The following is a 20,701-nucleotide window of genomic DNA, read 5'->3' as shown; positions in this document are numbered from 1 at the left end:
GTTCTCTTTTTTATTATTTCCAGTATAAAAAATTCCAGTCAAGTTATATAACACTGTCCATAGTGTATCAAAAAGTATACTTGTATGGAAAGCTAGAATATATTCATAATAATTGCTGGCTAGATCACACTAGAAATCTAATTAAATAGACAGTGTTCTTAAAACCAAAACTTTAAGAACACTGTCTTTTATTTTGACATAGAAAGTAATATTTTCTCCATCTCTTTCTTAGTTAGCTCATCATCGATTATCTCTTCGTATATCTTTGTATCTCTTGTAAAAATATCATTCACTATGACAATTTGATACTCACTATTCTTGCCTTGTTTGGGTACAAACATTTTGAGGCCCCTTAACTTACCCTCTCCATGAGAAGATTTATTATAGACCATTCCTTTCCCGTCTAAACTATAACTTTCTAGATTATCTTCTCCAGGCATCATATAGTGTAGTGGATCCTTATTACCACCTGCATACATCCTTGACTGATAAATTGTAAAACCATATTTCCCTTTTGTATATTCTGATTTAATAACTAATTCTACATCTCTTCCAAAATATGAGTCAGCCCATTCTCTCTTTAACTCATAACCTTCAGTTATATAAGTCGGCTGCTTAATTTGAAATGGTACATGATTTTTCGCTTCTTCTATAGTATATGTTAAAGACTTCTCCAGCTTATCTCCAAGCGGTTTTAATTTCTTCTCAATAGTAGCTAGTCTTTCTTGATCAACTTTCTTCAAGCGTTCAGGTTTAAATTCCTTTGTATCTCCATCATAATTCTCAGGCACATTTTTCTTAACCATTGCTTTTTTACGAATTTCTTGTGCTTCCTTAAAGAATTGAACATACTCATCAAATTCTTCTTTTGTAAAATTCTTTTCTGCTAAATATAAAAAATCTGTATTCCTTTTATATGACTTTATTGACATCCCCCATTCTCTACTTGCATTCTCCGGTGTACCTAATACTGTTTCTATCGCTTTCTCAAAAGCCGCTTTAGATTGCTTTTTTTCTACAATCTTTTCTTCCGGTCTTTCATCTCCCTCAGTTATCCTTGCATTTAATAAGAATCCACCTGCTATAGCAACTATCGTAATCACTCCAAGTAAAGAAAGGCGATACGATTTCTTTTGGAACTTTTTAATCATAACGATTCTCCTTTTTAGTGTTCGTTTATTTCTACTTAAATTTGCTAGGCTTGGTGCTTGATAGGAATAATGTTCTAAAAGAGTAATAATTGTATGACCGTATGCAATTTGCTCCTCTTTATCTATAAAAGTAAGTGCATATGCATCACAGGCTAATTCTTGATCTTCTCGCATACAAAAATAGGCGTACCAAAGAATCGGATTGAACCAATTTAATAAGATTAAACTGTACATAATCCAATTTACAGCTACATCGTTTCTCTTAATATGAGCTAACTCATGGTAAAAGACATATTGTAATTGTTGCTCATTTAATACTTTCATATGTTTTTTTGATAGTAATACTTTCGGACGGAAGAAACTGAAAACAGTTGGACTTGATATTTTCCCTGCTAGATGCAATGAAACTGCCTTCTTCATTTTCATAGTCTGCTTACAGCGATTAAACACTGTAACGACCTGTTCATCCGTAATATCCGGTTGTTTCTTTATGTACGAATATAAACGTCTATTTGTAATAAACGTGATGGCTGCTAATACGATTACTCCAGCTAGCCAAACATATAGAGCAAGTTTGTATAAAGAAAATGGAGGCTGTTGTTCCGCACTCGCGTTTACTTCAAGTTCATTATTTTTTGTCATAGTTTCAGAATTTGTTTCCAATTCCACTTTACGGTCGCTTTCTATGTTCACTTTACTCTCAGTAGACGGCATATTTTTTGGAATAACTTCCGATACACTAGAACTATAGGAAAGTAATGAATAAATGCTATACGAGCTATCTGGTGACCATGGTAAAAGGAGTCTAATCATTAATACAATCCACAGCATATATTGCCACCTGGGCGTTAATTTATTTCTAAATAAAATTTTTATACATAAAATAAAACCAACTAATATGCTAGCCATAAGTGACGTTTCTATAAGCCAATCAAAAAAATGAGGAAGGTATACATTTATAAGCATGTCTATCATTTTTATCGATCCTTCCTCTTATTCTCCTCTGTCTTCTCATCTAAAATACGTTTTAGTTCATTAATATCTTCTGAAGATAATTTTTCCTCTTTTAAGAAATTAACAAGTAATGGCTTAAACGCCGCGCCGCAAAAACGCTTTAGTAAAGATTTCGTTTCAACTTGCAAATAATTATCTTGTGATACTAACGGATAATACGCGTACATACGCCCTTTATCTTGATGGTAAGAAACAGCTTCCTTTTGTACTAACCGATTAATTAATGTACGGATTGTTTTCGGTTTCCAGTCCATTGCATCTTCCAGTTCTTCTATAATTTCATTCGCTGTTTGTGGAGAGTTCGACCAAAGTACTTTCATAATTTCTAATTCCGCTTCAGATATTTTAGGTAACTGATTTGTCATAGTATGTTTCACTCCTAAGTATTACATTTGTAATCTATTATTAAGATTACAAATGTAATACTTAATTGTCAACCATATTTTAGAAAATAGCTTTTATCTCTTTACAGTTAAACCTTACTTCACAACAACAAAATTCTCCTTCTTCAAATAATCAAATAAAAAAACAAGAAAATCCTTACAATTAATAGTAATATAGAAAGTAGACAGATTTATAAAAATAGTGGAGGCTTTTTCAGTCATGATGCGTGCACTTCGTTTAAATATAAAGCAAGCTTTTTGTAATCGTGTTTCTTTAATTATTATGTTTAGTGGATTAGTTCTTATTTCTATTTATCATTATTATTATGTAATTCGTTATTTAGGAGGCGCAACGAACGAGACTATGGCAACTGCTTTTAAATGGATCGGGTTTCGTGATAATGAAATGGATGTTTATTTATTATTACTTCCTGTTATTGCAAGTTTACCATTTAGTACAAGTTACAATTCCGATAAATCCGATGGTTTCAAATCTTTTATAAGTAAGGAAATTTCCCTATTCTCGTATTCCTTTACGAAGTATATCGTTACATTTTTCTGCGGTGGATTTCTTTATACTTTACCGTTCATTCTTTCTTTATTACTTTGCAAATTAACAATTCCAAATGGAGATCCCACCGTTGGTACTAGCATGATAAACGGCAACGGAATGTTCGCAGAGTTATATTTCTCTTCTCCCATCACTTATATTCATCTATATATTGGGATTAATTTTTTATTCGCTGGTTTAATGGCCCTCTTAGGTTTAGCAGCGTCCACATGGTCACAAAAGGATTACATGGCACTTCTATTTCCATTTGTAGTTACTTCCATTCCTTTCGTCCTACTAAATACACTATTCCCTACAGTAGGCGGAGCACCTATTCACTTATATGATCCGAAACAACCATTACACGGGATGTCACCATACATTTTACAATGTACATTTTTCTTCCTTGTCAGCTTATTCATGTACATAAAAGGATTACAACGGGATAAAAAAAGATATATGAGAAGACTTCAAAAACGAGATCGGTGTAGAAAAGCTTTTCAAGCAATTTCAGACTAAGTGATTAAAACGAATAAGAGCGTAATTCCCTATGTGAGATGGGAATTACGCTCTTATTCGTTTACATGTATCAAATGCATACTTTCACTACTCATCTAATCACCTATTCTTTTACGGCGTACCAGCCAATCCCCACAAAATAACAACCGCCGCAAAATAAATTGCTTTAATAGCTACCACTAAACATAATGAAATAATTGCATATTTACTTAATTCTCTTCTTGCACCTACTAAAGTAAAAATAACCGCCAAACTAAACGTTATATAGGAAGTTGCTGTATTTATTAAGTAATACATACTATCTAAATTCTGGGTAAGCCCTGTTATATCGGCTACAAACTGAAGCATGACGATCGTACTAAAAAAAATTGCAAGCTGATTCATTAATTTCCCATTTATTCGTGCTTGCATCGCTGACCCTCCTTAAAAACTAAATATTCAATTAATTTTATCATGAATTTTATAAAAAGGGGTATCTATATATAATCTCGAGTAATTAGTTATATTCTCTTTTTCAAATAAAATGATCAACAATTTAAACTGAGTTAAAAATTTACAATATTATAAAAATATTTTTCCAGTTATGATTTGCATATGGATAAACATAAATAGTCCACATTACCTCAGAAAGGGGCGTTTTGATCATGCAACCTAAAATTCATACTTGGAAAAGTTATATGTTTTTAACCTTTAGCCTATTCAGTACTATTTTAATGGTTTCACTTGTTCCTGTCTTAGATCGATTTGGTCCCAATACAATTACTCCTATGACGTACGCAATATTATGCGGAACCATTTTATCTATAATAATGGCTATCATTTCATTTATTAGTCCTTCTGAAAAGAAAGTGTTACCTATTATAGCTTTAGTGGTCACTCTTTTGAATATTTTACTTATTAGCTCTGTTCTCTTATTTGGCTACCTTTTTACTAAATAAGCATATAACATTAGCAATTGGGGGTATTTCATTATGCAGCCTAAAAAGAACGCTTAGTTACCTAAGCGTTCCCCTACTTTAAGAAGCCTTCTTCAAATCAATTTGAGCCAGTACTGGGTCGTGGTCACTTACACGTCCATGTTCTTTCATAATGTTTGAGTTTAAGTGTACTGGGTCTACAATTGTGTGTGGTGCGATGTTATTTGTTACTAAAATATGATCTAACACTTGTGCGTTACCTTCATGAATGTACGTGTAGCGATTCTCTTTCGGCACTGTGTTTAACATATCTTTTAATATCGTTCCTTGCAGTGCTGCTAGTGGTTTAGAGAACTCGAAATCGTTCATATCACCTAATACAACAACTGGTGCATTCGTATTCTTTTTCTGAATACCTTGTACGAATTGATTCACTTCTTGTGCTAATTGAACTCGTTTTTCTTCACTCTTTAATACAAGCGGCTGCACTTTTCCAAATGGCGTTGCATCACCTAGTTTTGAGTTTAAATGATTTGCAACGACAACGATGTTTTGTCCTTGGAACGTAAATTCTGCCGCTAACGGTTTACGTGTACTTTCAAATAAAGGATTTTCGTCTCCAATACGAACAACATTTTTATCAAGTAACTTCGGTACTGCTGCTAATTTTACACGTGATGGGTTATAGAAGAAACCGACACGGATATTAGCTCCAGGTGCCCCCCCGTCTTGATTGTTGCTTGGCGCAATTTCTACATACTCATACTTCGGTCCACGAATTTCTAATACAGCATCAATAATACGTTTTGCACTTAAAGATGCATCTGTTGTACCGTCATTGATTGATCCATTATTATCTTGCATCTCTTGTACACCGATAATATCAGGCATTTTTAAGTTATATTTAATAGAATAAGCTAACGCTTTTACTTTTTCGTCCGTTGTTTCTTTTTTGTTCGCTGAGAAGTTTTCAATGTTATATGTAGCAACTGTTAACTTATCAAGACGCGGCTGAATATTTGCCCCTACTTGCTTAAATCCACCGTCCACTGCAGATGGTAATTCCGTTACTGGCGAAATGCGGAACGAACCGTAGTCATATCCTACTACGCCTGTTATATCTCCAGTGAACGTATCTCCTACTTTCGCGACATAATCACGAGGTACTTTTACAGAAAGACGCTCTGGATTTAATTGCTCTTTATCTAATAAAGGTGTACCATACTTCGTTACTACTTTATCTCCGCCATTTTTTACTGTTACATATAAATTACCGTTTTTCTGCGGAGCGATAATTTTTGGCGTTGGCATCGTAACGCGCATACCTTCTACACTTTCATAAAAATCGATTGCATCTTCATTTGGATCAAATAAACCGAATGCATCATTATCGATAATTTGATCAGGGATTTTCACACCGTTTTCTCCTAATACAATCGGTGCTGGTAAAGGTTGATCTTTTGCGATTACAGCAATGCGACTCGCCTTGATTTCCGTCGTCGTTAAGTCTGTTTCAAATCGCTCTGCATATCCAGGTCCAACATATTCTTCTACTTCTCCATCAACTTGAATAAGATCTCCTACCGCTACATTCGCATCTTTTTTGTATACGTAAATACCTTCTGACGTAGCTGGGTCATTATCTGGCTGATTGTCTTCTATATAAAAGCCATTTTTATCAAGCGCTGTTACAACGCCTTCCACATTGTATACTTTCTTCCCATTGTAAGGAGAAATATGTGATTTCCCTTGAATATCATGAATACGAACTGGTTCATTGTTTACGATAATAAATGAAAATGTTGAAATCGCCGAAGAAGTAAACCCTTCTTTCTCTGCGATTGCTTTCACTACACTATTTTCATTCACTACAATTTGTCCGTTATAACGAACACTTTTGTTTGTAGGATTAGAACCATCTAACGTATAGTAGATTGTTGCTCCTTCTGTGCTCGTTGTTAATGTTACCGCTGTTCCTTTAGCAACTTCCCCGCCACCAGGCGAAGCTACTACATCGCTAACACGGTTTTGTCCTTCCCCTTGAAACTTATGAGCTGTTACCGATTTTAAACCTGGGCTACTAAAATATAATTCAAGCGTCCCTGTTAAACTAACTTTCTTCCCGATATTTTCAGGATGATCTTTCACGTTTACTGCCGATCTCACATCGCCTTTTGGCAACTGAACAGGCATGATTTTGTCTGGATTCGTTTCGTTTGGCGAATCGGCAATTGCTACGTTTGTGTCATCAAACTTAGCCGGATCCTTCGTGTATTTAGAAGGACTTTGCGTATATCCGACAATATATCCTTCCACTATCTCCTTCGTTTTCCCTTGCTGCTTAAATACTTGAATTGCTTTTTCTACTGACATAGAAGTAGTTTCTTCTGCCTGCGCTAAAGTCCCCGTAAATGAAAGCAATAGCAAGAATGATAAAAAGACACTTAACAGTTTCTTCACAGTTATTTTCCTCTCCCTATTTCATATTTTCTCAGCATGTCTATCATAACAAATGATTCGTTATATAGAACTATATTCCGACAAGTTTTACACAAAATTTATTTAATTTACAAGTTTTCAAACTATAACACAAAATAACTTATATAGGTTTATTAACTAACAGGTATTTTATCCAATAAACAAACCGCCTTCAATATAATTGAAGGCGGTTTGTTTGAAATATTTTAATTTGCGACTAATTCCGTTTCCATTACTTTCTCTAAATGAGTTAGCACACACTTTGCAGCTCTCTCACCTTGTTCAATACAGTCCGGAAGACCAGAACCAGCGTAAGAACTACCTGCCAAATACACACCTGGCAACTCACTTTCCATAAATGTTGTGAGCTTCTTCATTCGTTCTTTATGGCCTACTGTATATTGAGGCATCGCTTCTTTCCAGCGGCTTACAATTGTAAACTCTGGATCCTCTGTAATATCCATTGTCTTTTGTAAATCCTCTAATACAAGCTGCACAATTTCTTCGTCCGTTTGTTCGACAATCGCTTCATCACCTGGACGTCCGACGTAACAGCGAAGGAGTACTTTTCCTTCTGGCGTTGTATGTGGCCATTTTTTATGTGTCCACGTACACGCCGTAATCGTGTAATCACTATTTCTTGATACGACAAATCCAGTACCATCAATATCGCGCTGAATGGCAGACTTCGGGAAAGCAAGTGCCACATTCGCAACGGATGTAGATGGAATGTTACGGAAGAAACGAAACTGTTTATATTGCGCAAACATAGATGGTAACACTTTATGCGGCGCTGCGACTACAATCGCATCTGCTTCTAGTTCTTTTCCGTTACTAAGAGCAATCGTATAGCCATCACCAAGTTTTGCAACTTTCTCAATACGCGTTCCTTTTATTACCATATCATTAAGAATCTTCACTTCAAGAGATTCTACTATAGATTCTAAACCGGTTTTCACAGTTTTAAAGATTCCTTTTTTCACTTCGGCCTTCTCTTGCTTCGGAGCGAGCGCACGCATACCGAGTGAAATACTACGGTGCTCCTGTTCGATTTGATAAATTTGAGGGAATGTTGACATTAAACTCATTTCATCAATATCCCCTGCATAAATACCAGATAATAATGGCTCAATTAAATTTTCAACGACTTCATTCCCGAGGCGATGTCTGAAAAACTGCCCGAGTGATTGGTCAGAAACTGGTTTTGACCTTGGCATTAATAAGTCAAAACCAGCTCTTAATTTACCAATTGGGGAGAACAATCCGGAAAATAGAAACGGCGTAATTTGCGTTGGAATTCCCATCATTGATCCGCTCGGCATTTTATGTAACCGATTATTTACAAGGATAAATGATTGACCTGCCTTATTATTTACAAGTTCATCGCCAAGTCCTAATTCTTTCACTAATTTAGCTGCACTCTCTTTTCTTGCTAAGAAAGAATCAGGACCACGTTCAATTGTAAATCCATCTTTTTGAACGGTTTGAATTTTCCCGCCAAGTTTACCAGACGCTTCTATAAGCAATGTATCTATCGGCAAGTTTTTTTCGCGAATTTCTTTTTGTAAGTTATACATTGTTGTTAATCCTGTGATGCCACCGCCGATGATCACAACTTTTTTCCTCAAGTAAGCTCCCCCTTTCTACTTACATTACAGATTCTTTTTTCTTTACTACAACATCTGCTAAACAGTCAATAAATGCGTCCGATGCGTTTGGCATTTCTGGACGATAATATTTTGCCCCAATTTCATCCGTTACAACTTTACACTCAAAGTCATTGTCATATAAAACTTCTAAATGTTCCGCAACAAATCCAACTGGTGCATATACGAATGAAGTATAGCCGTACTTTTCATTTAGTTCTCTCGTTAAATCTTGTACATCTGGACCAATCCAAGGATCTGGCGTATTTCCGGCACTTTGCCAGCCAACTGCATAGTTTGCTACTTCAGCACCTCTTGCAATATAGTCCGCTGTTTCATTTAGTTGATCTGGATACGGATCGCCCAGTGCGATGATTTTTTCTGGTAAGCTATGTGCAGATACGATTAACACAGCTTTTTCACGTTCTGCTTCTGGCATACCGTTATATATACCTTTCACTGCATCGACCCAATACTGAATAAATTTCGGTTCTTTATACCAGCTATCGATGCCGTGAATTGTTAAGTTTCCAAGTTTTTCTGCTTCTTCTTGCGCTCGTCCTACATACGACTTCACACTAAAAGTAGAATAATGAGGGGCAAGAACGAGTGCAATTGCATCTTCTATTCCATCTTTATGCATAGCTTGTACTGCATCTTCAATGAACGGTTCGATATGTTTTAAGCCAAGATACATGTGGTACTCTACTTCATCTTGCACTTCATTTAAACGCGTCTCTAACTTTTTAGCTTGCTCTAATGTAATAGTAGCTAAAGGAGAAATACCACCAATTGCACGGTAACGCTCTGTTAAATCTTCTAGCATTTCAGGACTTGGCTTTCTTCCTCTGCGAATATGTGTATAGTAACGTTCAATATCTTCTTCTTTATATGGCGTTCCGTATGCCATTACAAGCAAACCAATTTTCTTTTTCATACAGCCAATCTCCTTTACTTCGCTAACTGTTCTTTAGAGTACTCATGAATAAATGTAGTTAAGCGTTTTAATGTATCTGGATTTACTTCTGGGAATACACCGTGACCTAAATTAAAGATATAACCTGGCTCTTTCATCCCTTGATCTAAAATACCTTTTACATGTTCTTCAATAACAGACCATGGTGCTAGTAAGAACGAAGGATCCATATTTCCTTGTACCGCCTTATGAACGCCACGTGCGCGTGCTTCTTCAATCGGTAAGCGCCAATCTAAACCTACTACATCAAGAGGTAAGTCGTGCCATTCATTTACTAAATGTGCAGCACCTACGCCGTGCATAATCATTGGAACACCCACCTTACGAACTTCTGCAAAAATACGCTCCATCGCTGGTTTAATAAATATACGGTAATCCGCTACATTTACTGTTCCAACCCAAGAATCGAAAATTTGAACAGCTTTTGCTCCTGCGTTAATTTGCGCTTTTAAATATGTAATAACCATATCTGCAAGCTTATCCATTAAAGCGAACCAAGCTTTCGGCTCTGCATACATGAACGCTTTCGTATTATGGTAGTTACGAGAAGGACCGCCTTCAATCATATAGCTCGCTAACGTAAATGGAGCTCCTGAAAAACCGATTAACGGTACATCTAACATTTCTGTCGTTAATAAACGAATTGTATCTAGTATGTAAGGTACGTCATCTTCTGGATTGATTTCCCCTAATTTTTCTACATCTTGTAAAGAACGGATTGGATTATCAATTACTGGGCCAATACCAGATTTAATTTCCACATCAACACCAATTGCAGGTAGTGGTGACATAATATCTTTATAAAGAATTGCTGCGTCTACGTTATATTGATCAACTGGCAACTTTGTAACATAAGCGCATAATTCTGGATTATGTGTAATTTCAAATAAAGAATATTTCTCTTTTATCTTTCTATATTCCGGCTGTGAACGACCTGCTTGACGCATATACCATGCTGGTACATACTCTGTACGTTCCCCCCTACATGCTTTTAAAAATGTCTCATTTATAGTTCTTACCAAGACCCTAGCTCCCTTCCTTACCAACGCTTTTTCTTTAAATATTCTCTATTCCGATATTTATCTTTTTTTACTATACAGCTTGTAAAAACAAAATGCATAACATTATGTACGTTGTTCATTAAATTGACACAAATGTTCGTAAAACCGCTTACTATTTTCACAACATTCTTATTATAGCACAGAGAAAAACTACGGTTTAGCTACTTTTGACTTTTCTCCCTCGCGGTTCGTTTGTGTGTTAAATGGCACAACGTAAAAACTCGGTTTTGAGAATATGTTAATAAACTTTTCCTCATATTTCCCAGCTCCTTTTACCGTCCCAACGTGAGTATGAATTCCTTTTTCAACTTTATAAATCCGGTACATAATTCGCTCATCAGGAAGCGGCGTCCAACTTAGTTTCATCGCAAATAAACCGAAAGGACTAAATGCTAGTTTTGCTTCCACGTTTTTAATCTTATCTAAACGAATTGGCAGTCCAATTGTTTCAACACCTTTTGGCCTATGAAAACTCGCTTTATCTTGTATGTTTGCTTTCGTTAAAATCTTTTTAAATAACATCGTTGCAGATGCATTTCCATCTTGTAATTGATGCTCCTTATCGGTGCGGTCATAACCAATCCAAACTGCACCTACTAAATTCGGTGTATATCCAACAAACCACATATCGCGCGCACCATGGTCATCATTCGGCAATGAAGTTGTGCCTGTCTTTCCAGCTAAAGCTCCATTATATACACCAGCTTTCGCCGTACCTTCTTTCACAACTCCTTCCAGCATCTTTGTCATGTACCATGCCGTTTGCTTTGAAAAGACTTTCGTTTCAGCTTTTGATGATTCTCCAAGAACTGCACCGTGTCTATTTAACACTTTATCAATAACGTGCGGTTCAATAATATTCCCGTTTGCTAAAAAAGAGCGATACATTTTAACAAGATCAAATGGAGAAACACCATTTTTAAGCCCGCCAAGTGCCGTGCTTAAACCTGAGTCCGCAATATGAACATTTCCTTTCTCTAAATATTGCTTTCCCTCTTCTACCCCTAATTCATTTAATAAAGAGACAGCTGGCACGTTTGCTGATTCTAATACCGCATCGTACATCGTCATCTCTTTCGTATACTCATGATTATAATTTCGAGGTTCATAGCCTTCAAACGAACTTTTTTCATTCGTTAATAAAGAATATGGATTATATTTTTTCGTCTCAAGTGCTGGTCCATATACGATAAGCGGCTTTAAAACAGAACCAGGCTGCCTTTTTGCAAAAACACGATTAAGCCCTCTCGGAACATACTCTCTTCCGCCAATTGCTGCTTTAATTCCGCCAGTTTGGTTATCCATTAATAAAAATGCACCTTGCGCCCCGTTTTCTTTACCAGGGAAATTTCTCGCATCTTGAAACTGGTTATATGCTATCTTTTGAATTTTCTCATCCATCGGTACAACAAACGTATATCCTCCGCGCAGTACTTCTTGATGTGATAAACCATATAAACGCGCTGCTTCATCTATAACCATATCGATATACGGCATATATGCGAGTTCACGTTCGTCTGCATTTTTATAAAGAGCGATTGTTTTCCCTTGGTAACGAACACTATCTTCCGCTGTTAAATAGCCTTGTTTATGCATTAGTGACAAAACAAGATCACGGCGCTCTTTACTCTTTTCTGGAGATAAGTACGGTGAATAGCCATTCGGCGCTTTCGGAAGCCCTGCAAGCATCGCCCCCTCTTCCACTGTTAAATCTTCTACATTTTTATTAAAATACAACTTTGCTGCCGCTTGAATTCCATATGCCCCGTGGCCAAAATAAATATGGTTCATATACATTTCAAGAATTTGCTGCTTCGTATATTTTTGCTCTAATTGAAGAGAGATTGCGACTTCTTTCAATTTGCGCGTAAATGTTTTTTCACGAGTTAAAAAGACATTTTTAGCTAATTGCTGTGTAATCGTGCTACCGCCTTCTACCTTCTCTCCAGCTAACGTGTCTTTATAAAGCGCCCGAAATATAGAAGGATAATCAATTCCTTGATGCTCATAAAAACGAGAATCCTCCACAGCAACAAATGCTTGCTGCACGTACTTTGGAATTTCTTCGATCGGCACGAGTTCTCTATTTTCTACATATAATTTCGTAATTTCTTTTCCTTTCTGGTCAACGATACGTGATGAAGAGTGGAAAACAAGCTGCTTTTCATCCATCATATAGCCACCAGCTAACACAATAAGTTTATAAAGTACAATTGCTACTACAAACGTTGCTAACCCGCCCAATAGAGTCCACTTTGCTTTCTTCATACATCGGCCTTCTTTCCAAATGATGGTACATTTATTATTTGAAAAAGAAGTATCTTTATGTATATAATCTTCGAAGTTTTTTAAGAGAATTGATATAATAGAGACAAACCATAAAGGGGGCATTAAAATGAAGGCTATTATTTCATACGAAACACCTCTAGAACAAGCGCATTTCACTGCAAAAAATAACGAAAAAGATATGTTTTATAAAGAAAATACAGAAGAGTCTGTAGAATCAGCACTTCAGTATGACGTATTAGACGCTGTTGGGGAATTTAAAGGACAACCTGGCTACATCGTTTGTAACAACATTTCTGTAACAGACGAAGGTCGCCCTGTATTTGAAAACCGTTTTAAAAACCGCGCAGGCCTTATCGAAAACGAACCTGGCTTCCAAGCAATCCGTGTTCTACGCCCATTAAGTAACGATACATATGTCATCTTAACGATGTGGGAAACGGAGCAAAACTTTAAAGACTGGACAGAATCACGTTCATTCGAAAACGCTCATAAAAAACGTCCTGCACAAGCAGAAGGACAAGCCCAAGCCCAGGCTCAGGCGCATCCACATGCAGAACAGCAAAAGAGCATTTTCTCTCGTCCGTCATTCGTGACTACTTTTGATGTTTTAGTTTAATTAAAAAGTAGTACAACACCGGCAGTACGTGAAATTATATCGGCGCAACTCGAAATATATCAGCGATTTTTGAAATATATCGGCGCAACTCAAAATATATCAGCGATTTTTCGAATATATCGACTTATCGACAAATGACGACACAAAAAAGGAAACACCATTATACACCGGTGTTTCCTTTTTCTTTATACCAATTATATATGCGAAGCGCGTCTCCTTTTTGCATGTGCTTCACTTTATACCTCTGCCCCGCTACTGATACGGCAGCTGTACATAACTCATCTTTCTTTTGAAAATGCGACTGACTGTATCCTACTGCTTGAACATGCCTACTTCTCATGATTCCTGTATATTTCGCAAGGCCCCGGTACACCATTACTAACTGATTTTCTCGTATCATATAACCACTACTTGTATACCTAGCATATGCAAGTAACGTAAATACGATAAATAGTGGTACCAGAGTGAACAACGCGATATTTTGTTTAAAATATATACTCGCACCGATGATCGGCATTGCAAGCACGGCACTTGTAATCCAGCCCATTATTATGTAACGGCGCAATGCAGCCTTCGGTAAATGAATGATTTCCTCTTCCATTTCATACGGCAACTGTAAATATGTAAGTAACTGCTGTACATCTCTCTTCTTCATAAAAGGATGTAGCATCACTTCATTCCCTGCCGCTTCTATACTTTGAATGACCTCTACTTCGACAGAGCAATAACCGAAAGGCTGACGAAGCATTCCTTCTTTCACAGTAATCGCTTGAATGCGGTGCAATTTTAACACAAACTCTTTCTTATCAAACAATCCTTGCACGATACGAACTTCATTTCCGTTTCGCTCAATTGTAAAGTTCGCATACTTTAACGCATAGCCAGCTGTTGAAATGACCCACGAAATTGCCATTAAAATCGCAGCCATAACGATTAATTCATATACACCGTTATCCATCACATACGCTTCCACTTTATTTATAAGCCATTTTGGAAGAAATTGATTAAATTCTGTGTAAATAAGAAGTAATCCAGAAAACACTAATCCGAATCTACCAGACGTAATGGAAGCTACTAAAATCTCTTTCATCGTTAACTGATAAATCGTCTTACTTTCTTCTGCCATGGGCACTTCCTCACTCGCAGCGCTTCTTTTTTTATTTAATAAGGCAATCAGTTCCTTCGCTTCATCTTCTCTAATCCCAGCTAGCATCACTTCCGGCTCACTACCGCCGCCCGCTACTTCTATATTTAATTTCGTAAGCCCAAGCATTTGATAAATGACATTAGAAGACGTACTAATATTTTGCACACGGTCTTTATTTAAGTAGCTTTCCTTCTTTACAAAGACACCGTGCTTTATATGTACAATATTATTTTCAACCCAGTACACTTTGAAATACCACTTTACAGATGAAAAAATAACCATAATGAATACTACAAACAAAAGCACAAGATGCAATAAATACCAGGGTTTTACTTGACCATCTGATCGAAATAAAACAAGAAAAATAAAAGGCAACAAAGTCGCAACTCGAATACCTAATAAAATCGTAATCGGATGTTGCCTCTTATACATCCTCATCACTCACTTTCGCAAGCTCTCCAATTTGTCTTTTTAGCTGCTCTGCTTCTTCTTTCGTTAAACCTGGAATACTATGAGAAGTTGCTGCTGTTGAAATATGTAATTCTGCTAAATTATACTTTCTCATAATCGGGCCTTGTTCAATCGTTACGTGCTGCACGCGAATCATCGGAATAAGCACACGTTTTATAACGAACATTCCCTTTTGAATCTCAATCTCTTCTTCATTTAATCTGTAACTATAATAACGTTGACGTAAATTTGGAAATACAAAATAGTCGAGTGGTATGTATATAACTGCTCCTGTCACTAACAATCCAAACAACCAGCCCCACCAGTTAAAGTTAATCATAAAAAAGAAATACGCAATTACGACTGCTAATATAACCGCTGCCCCCATTAAAGCGTGAATTCTCCACACTTTCAGCATATTAGAATGAATCTCCCTTTCTAACGGCTGCATCTCATCACTCCAATTATATGAATTTATTAATTATATATTAGTTGCTATATACATTTTTGTAAAATTATAGTTTTTTACATCACATCAATCGTTTCTTTAAAATTCCCTTCATTAATCGAATACACTTGAAACTGAATATAATCTATTTCATCCGTATTAGGACGGGCATATGGCAAAATGTTAAATTTAGAAGCTGATCTTCCTAACATATCTACAATCATCAGTGCAACATCAATATATTCGAAGTCTACACGGAATACTACCGCTTCTCCCGTAAACTCATAATCTTTAATCGCATCATACGACTTATTCGCACTAATTAGCGTCACTTTTAATAGTTGGTTGAAATTCTCCGGTTTAAAATTAATCATTTATATAACTCCTTTTTCAATAAAACACTACAAAAATAGTGTAATCTTATAATTTCATAGCTTCACACATCAATTATATAAAAAATAAAGCTAGTTTTTTATAATTTTTTTGATATAATTACTTACGGGAAAAGGGAAGAATTTTTTCTTCCCTTGTGTTTTTATTTGCATCTAGTACTTTTGCTAGATGCTTTTTTTATACCAAATAAGCTAAAAAAGGTATCCTCAAATACTTGAAGGATACCTTTTCACTTTCATTATCTTTATTTTTATCGCTGTTAAAGTTCCTGTGCCTATTACACTTGCACTTTATAACTATGTTTTATTCTATTCATATCGTAACGCTTGAATTGGGTCAAGCTTAGACGCTTTATTCGCTGGAAATACACCGAATATAACTCCAACAAATAAAGAGAAAACAAATGATAACAACATAACAGGTATGGAATAAGCTATTGTTGTACCTGTGGCTATCGTAAATATTTGTGCACTAATTACCCCAATTCCTATTCCAATTATTCCACCGAACGAACTCAATATAACTGCTTCGATGAGAAATTGAAGCAGAATATTTTTACGCTTTGCTCCAATTGCTTTTCTAATACCTATTTCTTTCGTACGTTCTGAAACTGATACGAGCATAATGTTCATAATACCAATACCGCCTACAATAAGAGAGATTGCTGCACTGCCACCTAACATGAACGTCATCGTGTCATTGACAGATGATGCAGTTTCCATTAAATCTTTCGGACTTGATACGCTATAACTATCTGTATCACCCAAGATTGAATTCATCGTTCTTTCAATTCGGGTCGATATGAAATTAATCATATCTTCATTTTCTACCTTCACATATGTTGTCCCAACATTCGTAGTAGCAGCTAAACGCTGTCCGGTGCTAAGAGGGACAATAATCGTACTATCTCCGCTTGTTCCTAGTGAGCTTCCTACTGATTCAAGAACCCCAACGACTTTATACGATGTTCCGTTCACCTTTACTGATTGACCAACCGGGTCTCCTAAACCAAATAATGTTTGTGCTGTGCTTGCACCAAGTACTGCAATTTTTGAATGATTCTCCTGATCTAAGTCTGCAATGAAGCGTCCTGATTGCAGTTTTAAATCACGGACGTCTAAGTAAGAAGAAGTTGTTCCAATCATTGACACTTGTGTATTCGTTTTTTCATGTTTCACTGTTACTCTTCCTGATACTGTTGGTGCAATATCTTTAATACCATCGATATCCTGAATTTGTTTTGCGTCTTTTTCTTTAAAGGTAGCCTCTGAATCCGTAATCGATACCGTTAATACATTTGTACCTAAGTTGCCAATTTGATCTTGTACCTCTTTTGTCGAACCTTGCCCTATTGCAACCATGACTATAACAGAGGATACACCGATAATAATCCCAAGCATCGTTAAAAATGCTCTAATTTTATTTGCTTTAATGCTTTTCAGTGCCATTTTGAATGTTTGCAAACCATTCACCTCCATTCTCATAGAGCTGTCCATCGTGAATCCGGACGACACGGCTTGCTCTCTTTGCAACCTCTAAATCATGCGTAATAAGAATAATTGTATGCCCTTGCTCATTTAACGAATCCATAATCCTCAATATTTCCTTACTCGTTTTACTATCCAGTGCTCCAGTCGGTTCATCTGCTAGTAAAATAGGAGGGTGTCCAGCCAACGCACGTGCTATTGCAACACGTTGCTGTTGCCCACCGGACAATTGAGATGGCAAATGATTCGCTCTATCTGCCAATCCTACTTTTCGTAATGCTTCTAATGCCGTTTCTCTTCGTTCTCCCGCTTTCATGCCTCGATAAATGAGTGGAAGCTCGACATTCTCAACTGCTGTAAGCTTCGCTATCAGGTTGAAATTTTGAAAAATGAAACCTATTTTTTCATTTCGAATCGTCGCCAGCTCAGAGCTTTTCATTTTCCCTATTTCTTCATTATCTAGCAAGTATTCACCTGAATCCGGTCGATCTAAGCATCCAATCATGTTCATAAATGTTGATTTTCCAGAGCCTGATGGTCCTATGATAGAGATAAAATCGCCCTTTTGAATATCGAGGGAAACACTTTTTAGAGCCATTACTGTTTCGCCGCCAAGTTCGTACACTTTCTTCATGTTCTTTATTTGAATAATTGGCTCTACCATAACATTAACGTCCTCCTTGTCCGCCGCCAGCTGGAGCTCCGCCGTTAGATCTTCCTCCAAATTCACCACCAGGTCTTCCTTGGAAGTTACCGCCACCAAATCCCCCTTGAGAGTTTCCGCCAGGCATCATCATAGGCCCTTGAGAAGACTTGCCGTTAGATTTAACCCTCGGTATTTGCACCGTATCTCCTTTTGCTAACCCTTTTGTAATTTCTACATGCGTATCATTTGAAATCCCAGTTTCTACTGTCACTTTTTTGGTTGACTGCGCTGCATCGTCTGAAGATGTAGGAACTAGTACATATTTTTCATTTCCTTTTGTATACACCGCTTCTACCGGAACGTATAATGCGTCTTCTTTACTTTCTATTGAGATACTTGCTTCAGTCGACATACCTATTTTCATATTTTTTGGATCTTCAATTTGTACAGTTACGTCAAATGTAGAAACGCCTTTTTCTGCTGTTCCTTTTTCTGCTACACTTGTTACCTTTCCGCTAAATGTTTCATTTCCGAATGCACTTGCTGTTATTTTTACCGCCTGACCTTCTTTTACTTTCGGTACATCTAATTCATCAACACTAATCGTTGTTTGTAGTGCATTATAATTTGTTATGTGTGCAATTGGATCTGCAGCCTGTACAGAATCGCCGCTTGCAACAGAAAGGCTTGTGATTGTTCCAGTTACTGGAGCTTGCAAAATACTTCCATCTGTAAAGGTTACAAGTGTTGCACCTGTATCTACAACATCACCTTCCTTTACACTGACACTATCGACTGTCAAGCCACTTCCACCACTTGCTTTATCCGAACTTACACTATTGTTTCCTCTCGTTACAGGTGATGTATATCCATCTGCATCTTCCATACGAAGAAGAATTGTTCCTTGTGATGCTTTGCCGCCTTTTTTCGCACTAACTGATTTAATTTCCCCATCATATGGAGCCGAAACAACAGCACCATTTTTAAACGTTACAAGTGTGTCACCTTTTTTTACTGTATCTCCAGCCGCTACACTTATAGTATCTACAATAAGAATGGTACCTTTCGCTGTTACATCTTGATCTGTATTTGCTGTAACCGAACCCGAACCACTAACTGCTACCTCCAGTTTTCCTTGTTGTACTGTCGTTGTTTGAGAAGCGGCTATAACACCTTGCGTTTTATCTGTTTTATGTAAAAAGAACCAAGCGCTCGCTCCTCCTATTACAACAATAATGGTTGAAATAATAATCCACTTTTTCAAATTTCTATTCTCCTTCCTATTGCTCAGTTTGTCCCGATTGCTCTTGATTCGGCTGGAATTGACCATTACCATTACCCGGGAACATCCTACCCTGCCCTCTCGAGCCCATCTCTGAAAAATCAGGGCTTTTACTTTGTTTATAAGCTACATATCCTACTCCGATAGCTGCACACGTACTGATCCCAAAATTTACTATGAGTAAAATTTGTATTAACTTTTGTTTCGTTTGTTCCATTTTCATTCCACCTCGTATATTTTTTTGATAAGCCTATTATGACTTTCGTTCCTTAACTTTTTCTTAAAAACTATTACGGGGGTTTTTTGCAACAAAAAAAGTCTACTAATTAAAGTAGACCTAAAATAATGCCATATAACTGCTAATTTTTTATAATTTTTTTGATATAATCACATACAGGAAATGGGAAGATTTTTATTTGCATCTAGTTCTATTGCTAAATGTCTTTTTTATACTATTTTACATAGGCGCGGGGGATTATATTGAAGAAATTTACTGTTAGCTATATAGCATGCTTACTAGTTTCCTCTATTGTTATGAATGTTTTGCAGTATACACTAGTTCCCAATTACGCTGATTCATGGGGACCGATTTGGGTTTCGATCATTATGTATATTATTCTTGGAAGTATTCCCGTTCTTATCGGTTGTTTATTAGGTGAATTTTGTTATAGAAAAATAAAAAGATGTCACGAATTAAAAATTGGAATTCCTGCATTTATACTGTTAGGTATTTCCTACAATTATTTATTTTTTACGTGGTTTAACGACAGAAATTTTCTATCCTTTAATTTAGAAGCCTTTTTAGAAACCGGCCTTCCTATTACGTTATCATCTTTATTATTTTACCTTATAAGACGGCGTTAATTCTTTCGTCACTACATAAAAAAATGTTATTACTCTTGTTAAATGGAGTAATAACATTTTTATTTAAAACTACTCAACAAATTTGCTTCCAACTAGCATCCTTCACATCTTCACTAGTCGGCTTTCTAACTGATTTCACAAAACATTCCTCGCAAGCACCAAATGCAATGAAATTTTTCTGTGCTTGTCTTAGCGAAGCTTCATTTGCCCCGCCTTCAAAGTCAGGATCGTTAAATTGAACTTCATCATCTTCCCAATAACATATATTACAAATTTCATATGTACCTGGTGGCTCTTCTTCTAATGTTCTACCCCGCATTAACGGGCAGTAAAACTCCCTCCTCAAAATTCGGCTAGAGCAAAGAAAGGTGTTAGGTGGGAAAT

General features: G+C 36.5%; 20 protein-coding genes. 4 read left to right on the top strand and 16 right to left on the bottom strand.

Annotated elements, in window-relative coordinates; genetic code table 11:
* Positions 1-188: 188 nt before the first annotated feature.
* Positions 189-2,126, bottom strand: a complete 1,938-nt coding sequence (locus LUS72_RS05430; RefSeq protein WP_264448667.1) for a M56 family metallopeptidase — start codon at positions 2,124-2,126, stop codon at positions 189-191.
* Positions 2,127-2,128: 2 nt separating this feature from the next.
* Entirely contained in the window at positions 2,129-2,530 is a 402-nt protein-coding gene (locus LUS72_RS05425; protein ID WP_000184503.1) for a BlaI/MecI/CopY family transcriptional regulator, read from the bottom strand.
* A 238-nt stretch (positions 2,531-2,768) separates the two neighbouring features.
* On the opposite strand from LUS72_RS05425, the gene LUS72_RS05420 reads away from it, so the two are divergent.
* Positions 2,769-3,617: a hypothetical protein gene (locus LUS72_RS05420; protein ID WP_264448666.1), complete on the top strand. Its 849-nt coding sequence runs from the start codon at positions 2,769-2,771 to the stop codon at positions 3,615-3,617.
* Between the two features lie 111 nt (positions 3,618-3,728).
* Here LUS72_RS05420 and LUS72_RS05415 read toward each other — a convergent pair whose 3' ends face one another.
* On the bottom strand, positions 3,729-4,028 hold the full coding sequence (locus LUS72_RS05415) for a hypothetical protein (RefSeq protein ID WP_128855552.1): 300 nt from the start codon (positions 4,026-4,028) through the stop codon (positions 3,729-3,731).
* Positions 4,029-4,261: 233 nt separating this feature from the next.
* Between LUS72_RS05415 and LUS72_RS05410 the strand changes: the two genes are divergently transcribed.
* The gene (locus LUS72_RS05410) at positions 4,262-4,555 is read left to right on the top strand and encodes a hypothetical protein (protein WP_097829942.1); all 294 of its coding nucleotides are present in this window, start codon (positions 4,262-4,264) and stop codon (positions 4,553-4,555) included.
* Positions 4,556-4,633: 78 nt separating this feature from the next.
* Here the strand turns inward: LUS72_RS05410 and LUS72_RS05405 are convergent, their stop codons facing one another.
* From LUS72_RS05405 to LUS72_RS05385, 5 genes are all read right to left on the bottom strand, one after another.
* On the bottom strand, positions 4,634-7,000 hold the full coding sequence (locus LUS72_RS05405) for a DUF6359 domain-containing protein (RefSeq protein WP_264449053.1): 2,367 nt from the start codon (positions 6,998-7,000) through the stop codon (positions 4,634-4,636).
* Between the two features lie 218 nt (positions 7,001-7,218).
* Positions 7,219-8,640, bottom strand: coding sequence for a protoporphyrinogen oxidase (gene hemY / locus LUS72_RS05400; RefSeq protein ID WP_264448665.1), 1,422 nt, complete (start codon positions 8,638-8,640; stop codon positions 7,219-7,221).
* 19 nt (positions 8,641-8,659) lie between these two features.
* Entirely contained in the window at positions 8,660-9,595 is a 936-nt protein-coding gene (gene hemH, locus LUS72_RS05395) for a ferrochelatase (RefSeq protein ID WP_097829939.1), read from the bottom strand.
* A 14-nt stretch (positions 9,596-9,609) separates the two neighbouring features.
* Positions 9,610-10,656 carry a uroporphyrinogen decarboxylase gene (hemE, locus tag LUS72_RS05390; protein WP_128855557.1) on the bottom strand — a complete coding sequence of 349 codons (1,047 nt, stop codon included), beginning with the start codon at positions 10,654-10,656 and terminating at the stop codon, positions 9,610-9,612.
* Between the two features lie 189 nt (positions 10,657-10,845).
* Positions 10,846-12,963, bottom strand: coding sequence for a transglycosylase domain-containing protein (locus LUS72_RS05385; RefSeq protein WP_097829937.1), 2,118 nt, complete (start codon positions 12,961-12,963; stop codon positions 10,846-10,848).
* 127 nt (positions 12,964-13,090) lie between these two features.
* Between LUS72_RS05385 and hmoB the strand changes: the two genes are divergently transcribed.
* Positions 13,091-13,600, top strand: coding sequence for a heme-degrading monooxygenase HmoB (hmoB, locus tag LUS72_RS05380; protein WP_060489224.1), 510 nt, complete (start codon positions 13,091-13,093; stop codon positions 13,598-13,600).
* 160 nt (positions 13,601-13,760) lie between these two features.
* Here hmoB and LUS72_RS05375 read toward each other — a convergent pair whose 3' ends face one another.
* From LUS72_RS05375 to LUS72_RS05345, 7 genes are all read right to left on the bottom strand, one after another.
* Positions 13,761-15,179: a PH domain-containing protein gene (locus tag LUS72_RS05375; RefSeq protein ID WP_264448664.1), complete on the bottom strand. Its 1,419-nt coding sequence runs from the start codon at positions 15,177-15,179 to the stop codon at positions 13,761-13,763.
* Positions 15,172-15,648, bottom strand: coding sequence for a PH domain-containing protein (locus tag LUS72_RS05370; RefSeq protein ID WP_097829935.1), 477 nt, complete (start codon positions 15,646-15,648; stop codon positions 15,172-15,174). Before LUS72_RS05370 ends, LUS72_RS05375 begins: the two co-directional genes overlap by 8 nt.
* 74 nt (positions 15,649-15,722) lie before the next feature.
* Positions 15,723-16,019, bottom strand: coding sequence for a protoporphyrinogen oxidase (locus LUS72_RS05365; RefSeq protein ID WP_097829934.1), 297 nt, complete (start codon positions 16,017-16,019; stop codon positions 15,723-15,725).
* A 327-nt stretch (positions 16,020-16,346) separates the two neighbouring features.
* A complete protein-coding gene (locus tag LUS72_RS05360) occupies positions 16,347-17,501 on the bottom strand; it encodes an ABC transporter permease (protein WP_373605114.1) in 1,155 nt (384 codons plus the stop codon).
* A complete protein-coding gene (locus tag LUS72_RS05355; RefSeq protein WP_097829933.1) occupies positions 17,467-18,189 on the bottom strand; it encodes an ABC transporter ATP-binding protein in 723 nt (240 codons plus the stop codon). The genes LUS72_RS05360 and LUS72_RS05355 overlap by 35 nt, the downstream gene beginning before the upstream one ends.
* Before the next feature lie 4 nt (positions 18,190-18,193).
* On the bottom strand, positions 18,194-19,435 hold the full coding sequence (locus tag LUS72_RS05350; protein ID WP_264448663.1) for an efflux RND transporter periplasmic adaptor subunit: 1,242 nt from the start codon (positions 19,433-19,435) through the stop codon (positions 18,194-18,196).
* A gap of 16 nt (positions 19,436-19,451) precedes the next feature.
* On the bottom strand, positions 19,452-19,670 hold the full coding sequence (locus LUS72_RS05345; RefSeq protein ID WP_264448662.1) for a hypothetical protein: 219 nt from the start codon (positions 19,668-19,670) through the stop codon (positions 19,452-19,454).
* Positions 19,671-19,933: 263 nt separating this feature from the next.
* Between LUS72_RS05345 and LUS72_RS05340 the strand changes: the two genes are divergently transcribed.
* Positions 19,934-20,317 carry a hypothetical protein gene (locus LUS72_RS05340; protein WP_264448661.1) on the top strand — a complete coding sequence of 128 codons (384 nt, stop codon included), beginning with the start codon at positions 19,934-19,936 and terminating at the stop codon, positions 20,315-20,317.
* A 73-nt stretch (positions 20,318-20,390) separates the two neighbouring features.
* Here LUS72_RS05340 and LUS72_RS05335 read toward each other — a convergent pair whose 3' ends face one another.
* Positions 20,391-20,636 carry a CPCC family cysteine-rich protein gene (locus LUS72_RS05335; RefSeq protein WP_264448660.1) on the bottom strand — a complete coding sequence of 82 codons (246 nt, stop codon included), beginning with the start codon at positions 20,634-20,636 and terminating at the stop codon, positions 20,391-20,393.
* Between the last annotated feature and the right edge of the window lie 65 nt (positions 20,637-20,701).

The sequence above is a fragment of the Bacillus cereus genome, from assembly GCF_025917685.1.
GTDB lineage: Bacteria > Bacillota > Bacilli > Bacillales > Bacillaceae_G > Bacillus_A > Bacillus_A cereus_AT.
This window is presented reverse-complemented; position numbering and strand designations above follow the sequence as displayed.

Bases quoted from the DNA above. Each gene is read 5' to 3' on its own strand.
- LUS72_RS05430 (WP_264448667.1), bottom strand. From the start codon at position 2,126: ATGATAGACATGCTTATAAATGTATACCTTCCTCATTTTTTTGATTGG.
- LUS72_RS05425 (WP_000184503.1), bottom strand. From the start codon at position 2,530: ATGACAAATCAGTTACCTAAAATATCTGAAGCGGAATTAGAAATTATG.
- LUS72_RS05420 (WP_264448666.1), top strand. From the start codon at position 2,769: ATGATGCGTGCACTTCGTTTAAATATAAAGCAAGCTTTTTGTAATCGT.
- LUS72_RS05415 (WP_128855552.1), bottom strand. From the start codon at position 4,028: ATGCAAGCACGAATAAATGGGAAATTAATGAATCAGCTTGCAATTTTT.
- LUS72_RS05410 (WP_097829942.1), top strand. From the start codon at position 4,262: ATGCAACCTAAAATTCATACTTGGAAAAGTTATATGTTTTTAACCTTT.
- hemH (WP_097829939.1), bottom strand. From the start codon at position 9,595: ATGAAAAAGAAAATTGGTTTGCTTGTAATGGCATACGGAACGCCATAT.
- LUS72_RS05385 (WP_097829937.1), bottom strand. From the start codon at position 12,963: ATGAAGAAAGCAAAGTGGACTCTATTGGGCGGGTTAGCAACGTTTGTA.
- hmoB (WP_060489224.1), top strand. From the start codon at position 13,091: ATGAAGGCTATTATTTCATACGAAACACCTCTAGAACAAGCGCATTTC.
- LUS72_RS05375 (WP_264448664.1), bottom strand. From the start codon at position 15,179: ATGTATAAGAGGCAACATCCGATTACGATTTTATTAGGTATTCGAGTT.
- LUS72_RS05370 (WP_097829935.1), bottom strand. From the start codon at position 15,648: ATGCAGCCGTTAGAAAGGGAGATTCATTCTAATATGCTGAAAGTGTGG.
- LUS72_RS05365 (WP_097829934.1), bottom strand. From the start codon at position 16,019: ATGATTAATTTTAAACCGGAGAATTTCAACCAACTATTAAAAGTGACG.
- LUS72_RS05355 (WP_097829933.1), bottom strand. From the start codon at position 18,189: ATGGTAGAGCCAATTATTCAAATAAAGAACATGAAGAAAGTGTACGAA.
- LUS72_RS05345 (WP_264448662.1), bottom strand. From the start codon at position 19,670: ATGGAACAAACGAAACAAAAGTTAATACAAATTTTACTCATAGTAAAT.
- LUS72_RS05335 (WP_264448660.1), bottom strand. From the start codon at position 20,636: ATGCGGGGTAGAACATTAGAAGAAGAGCCACCAGGTACATATGAAATT.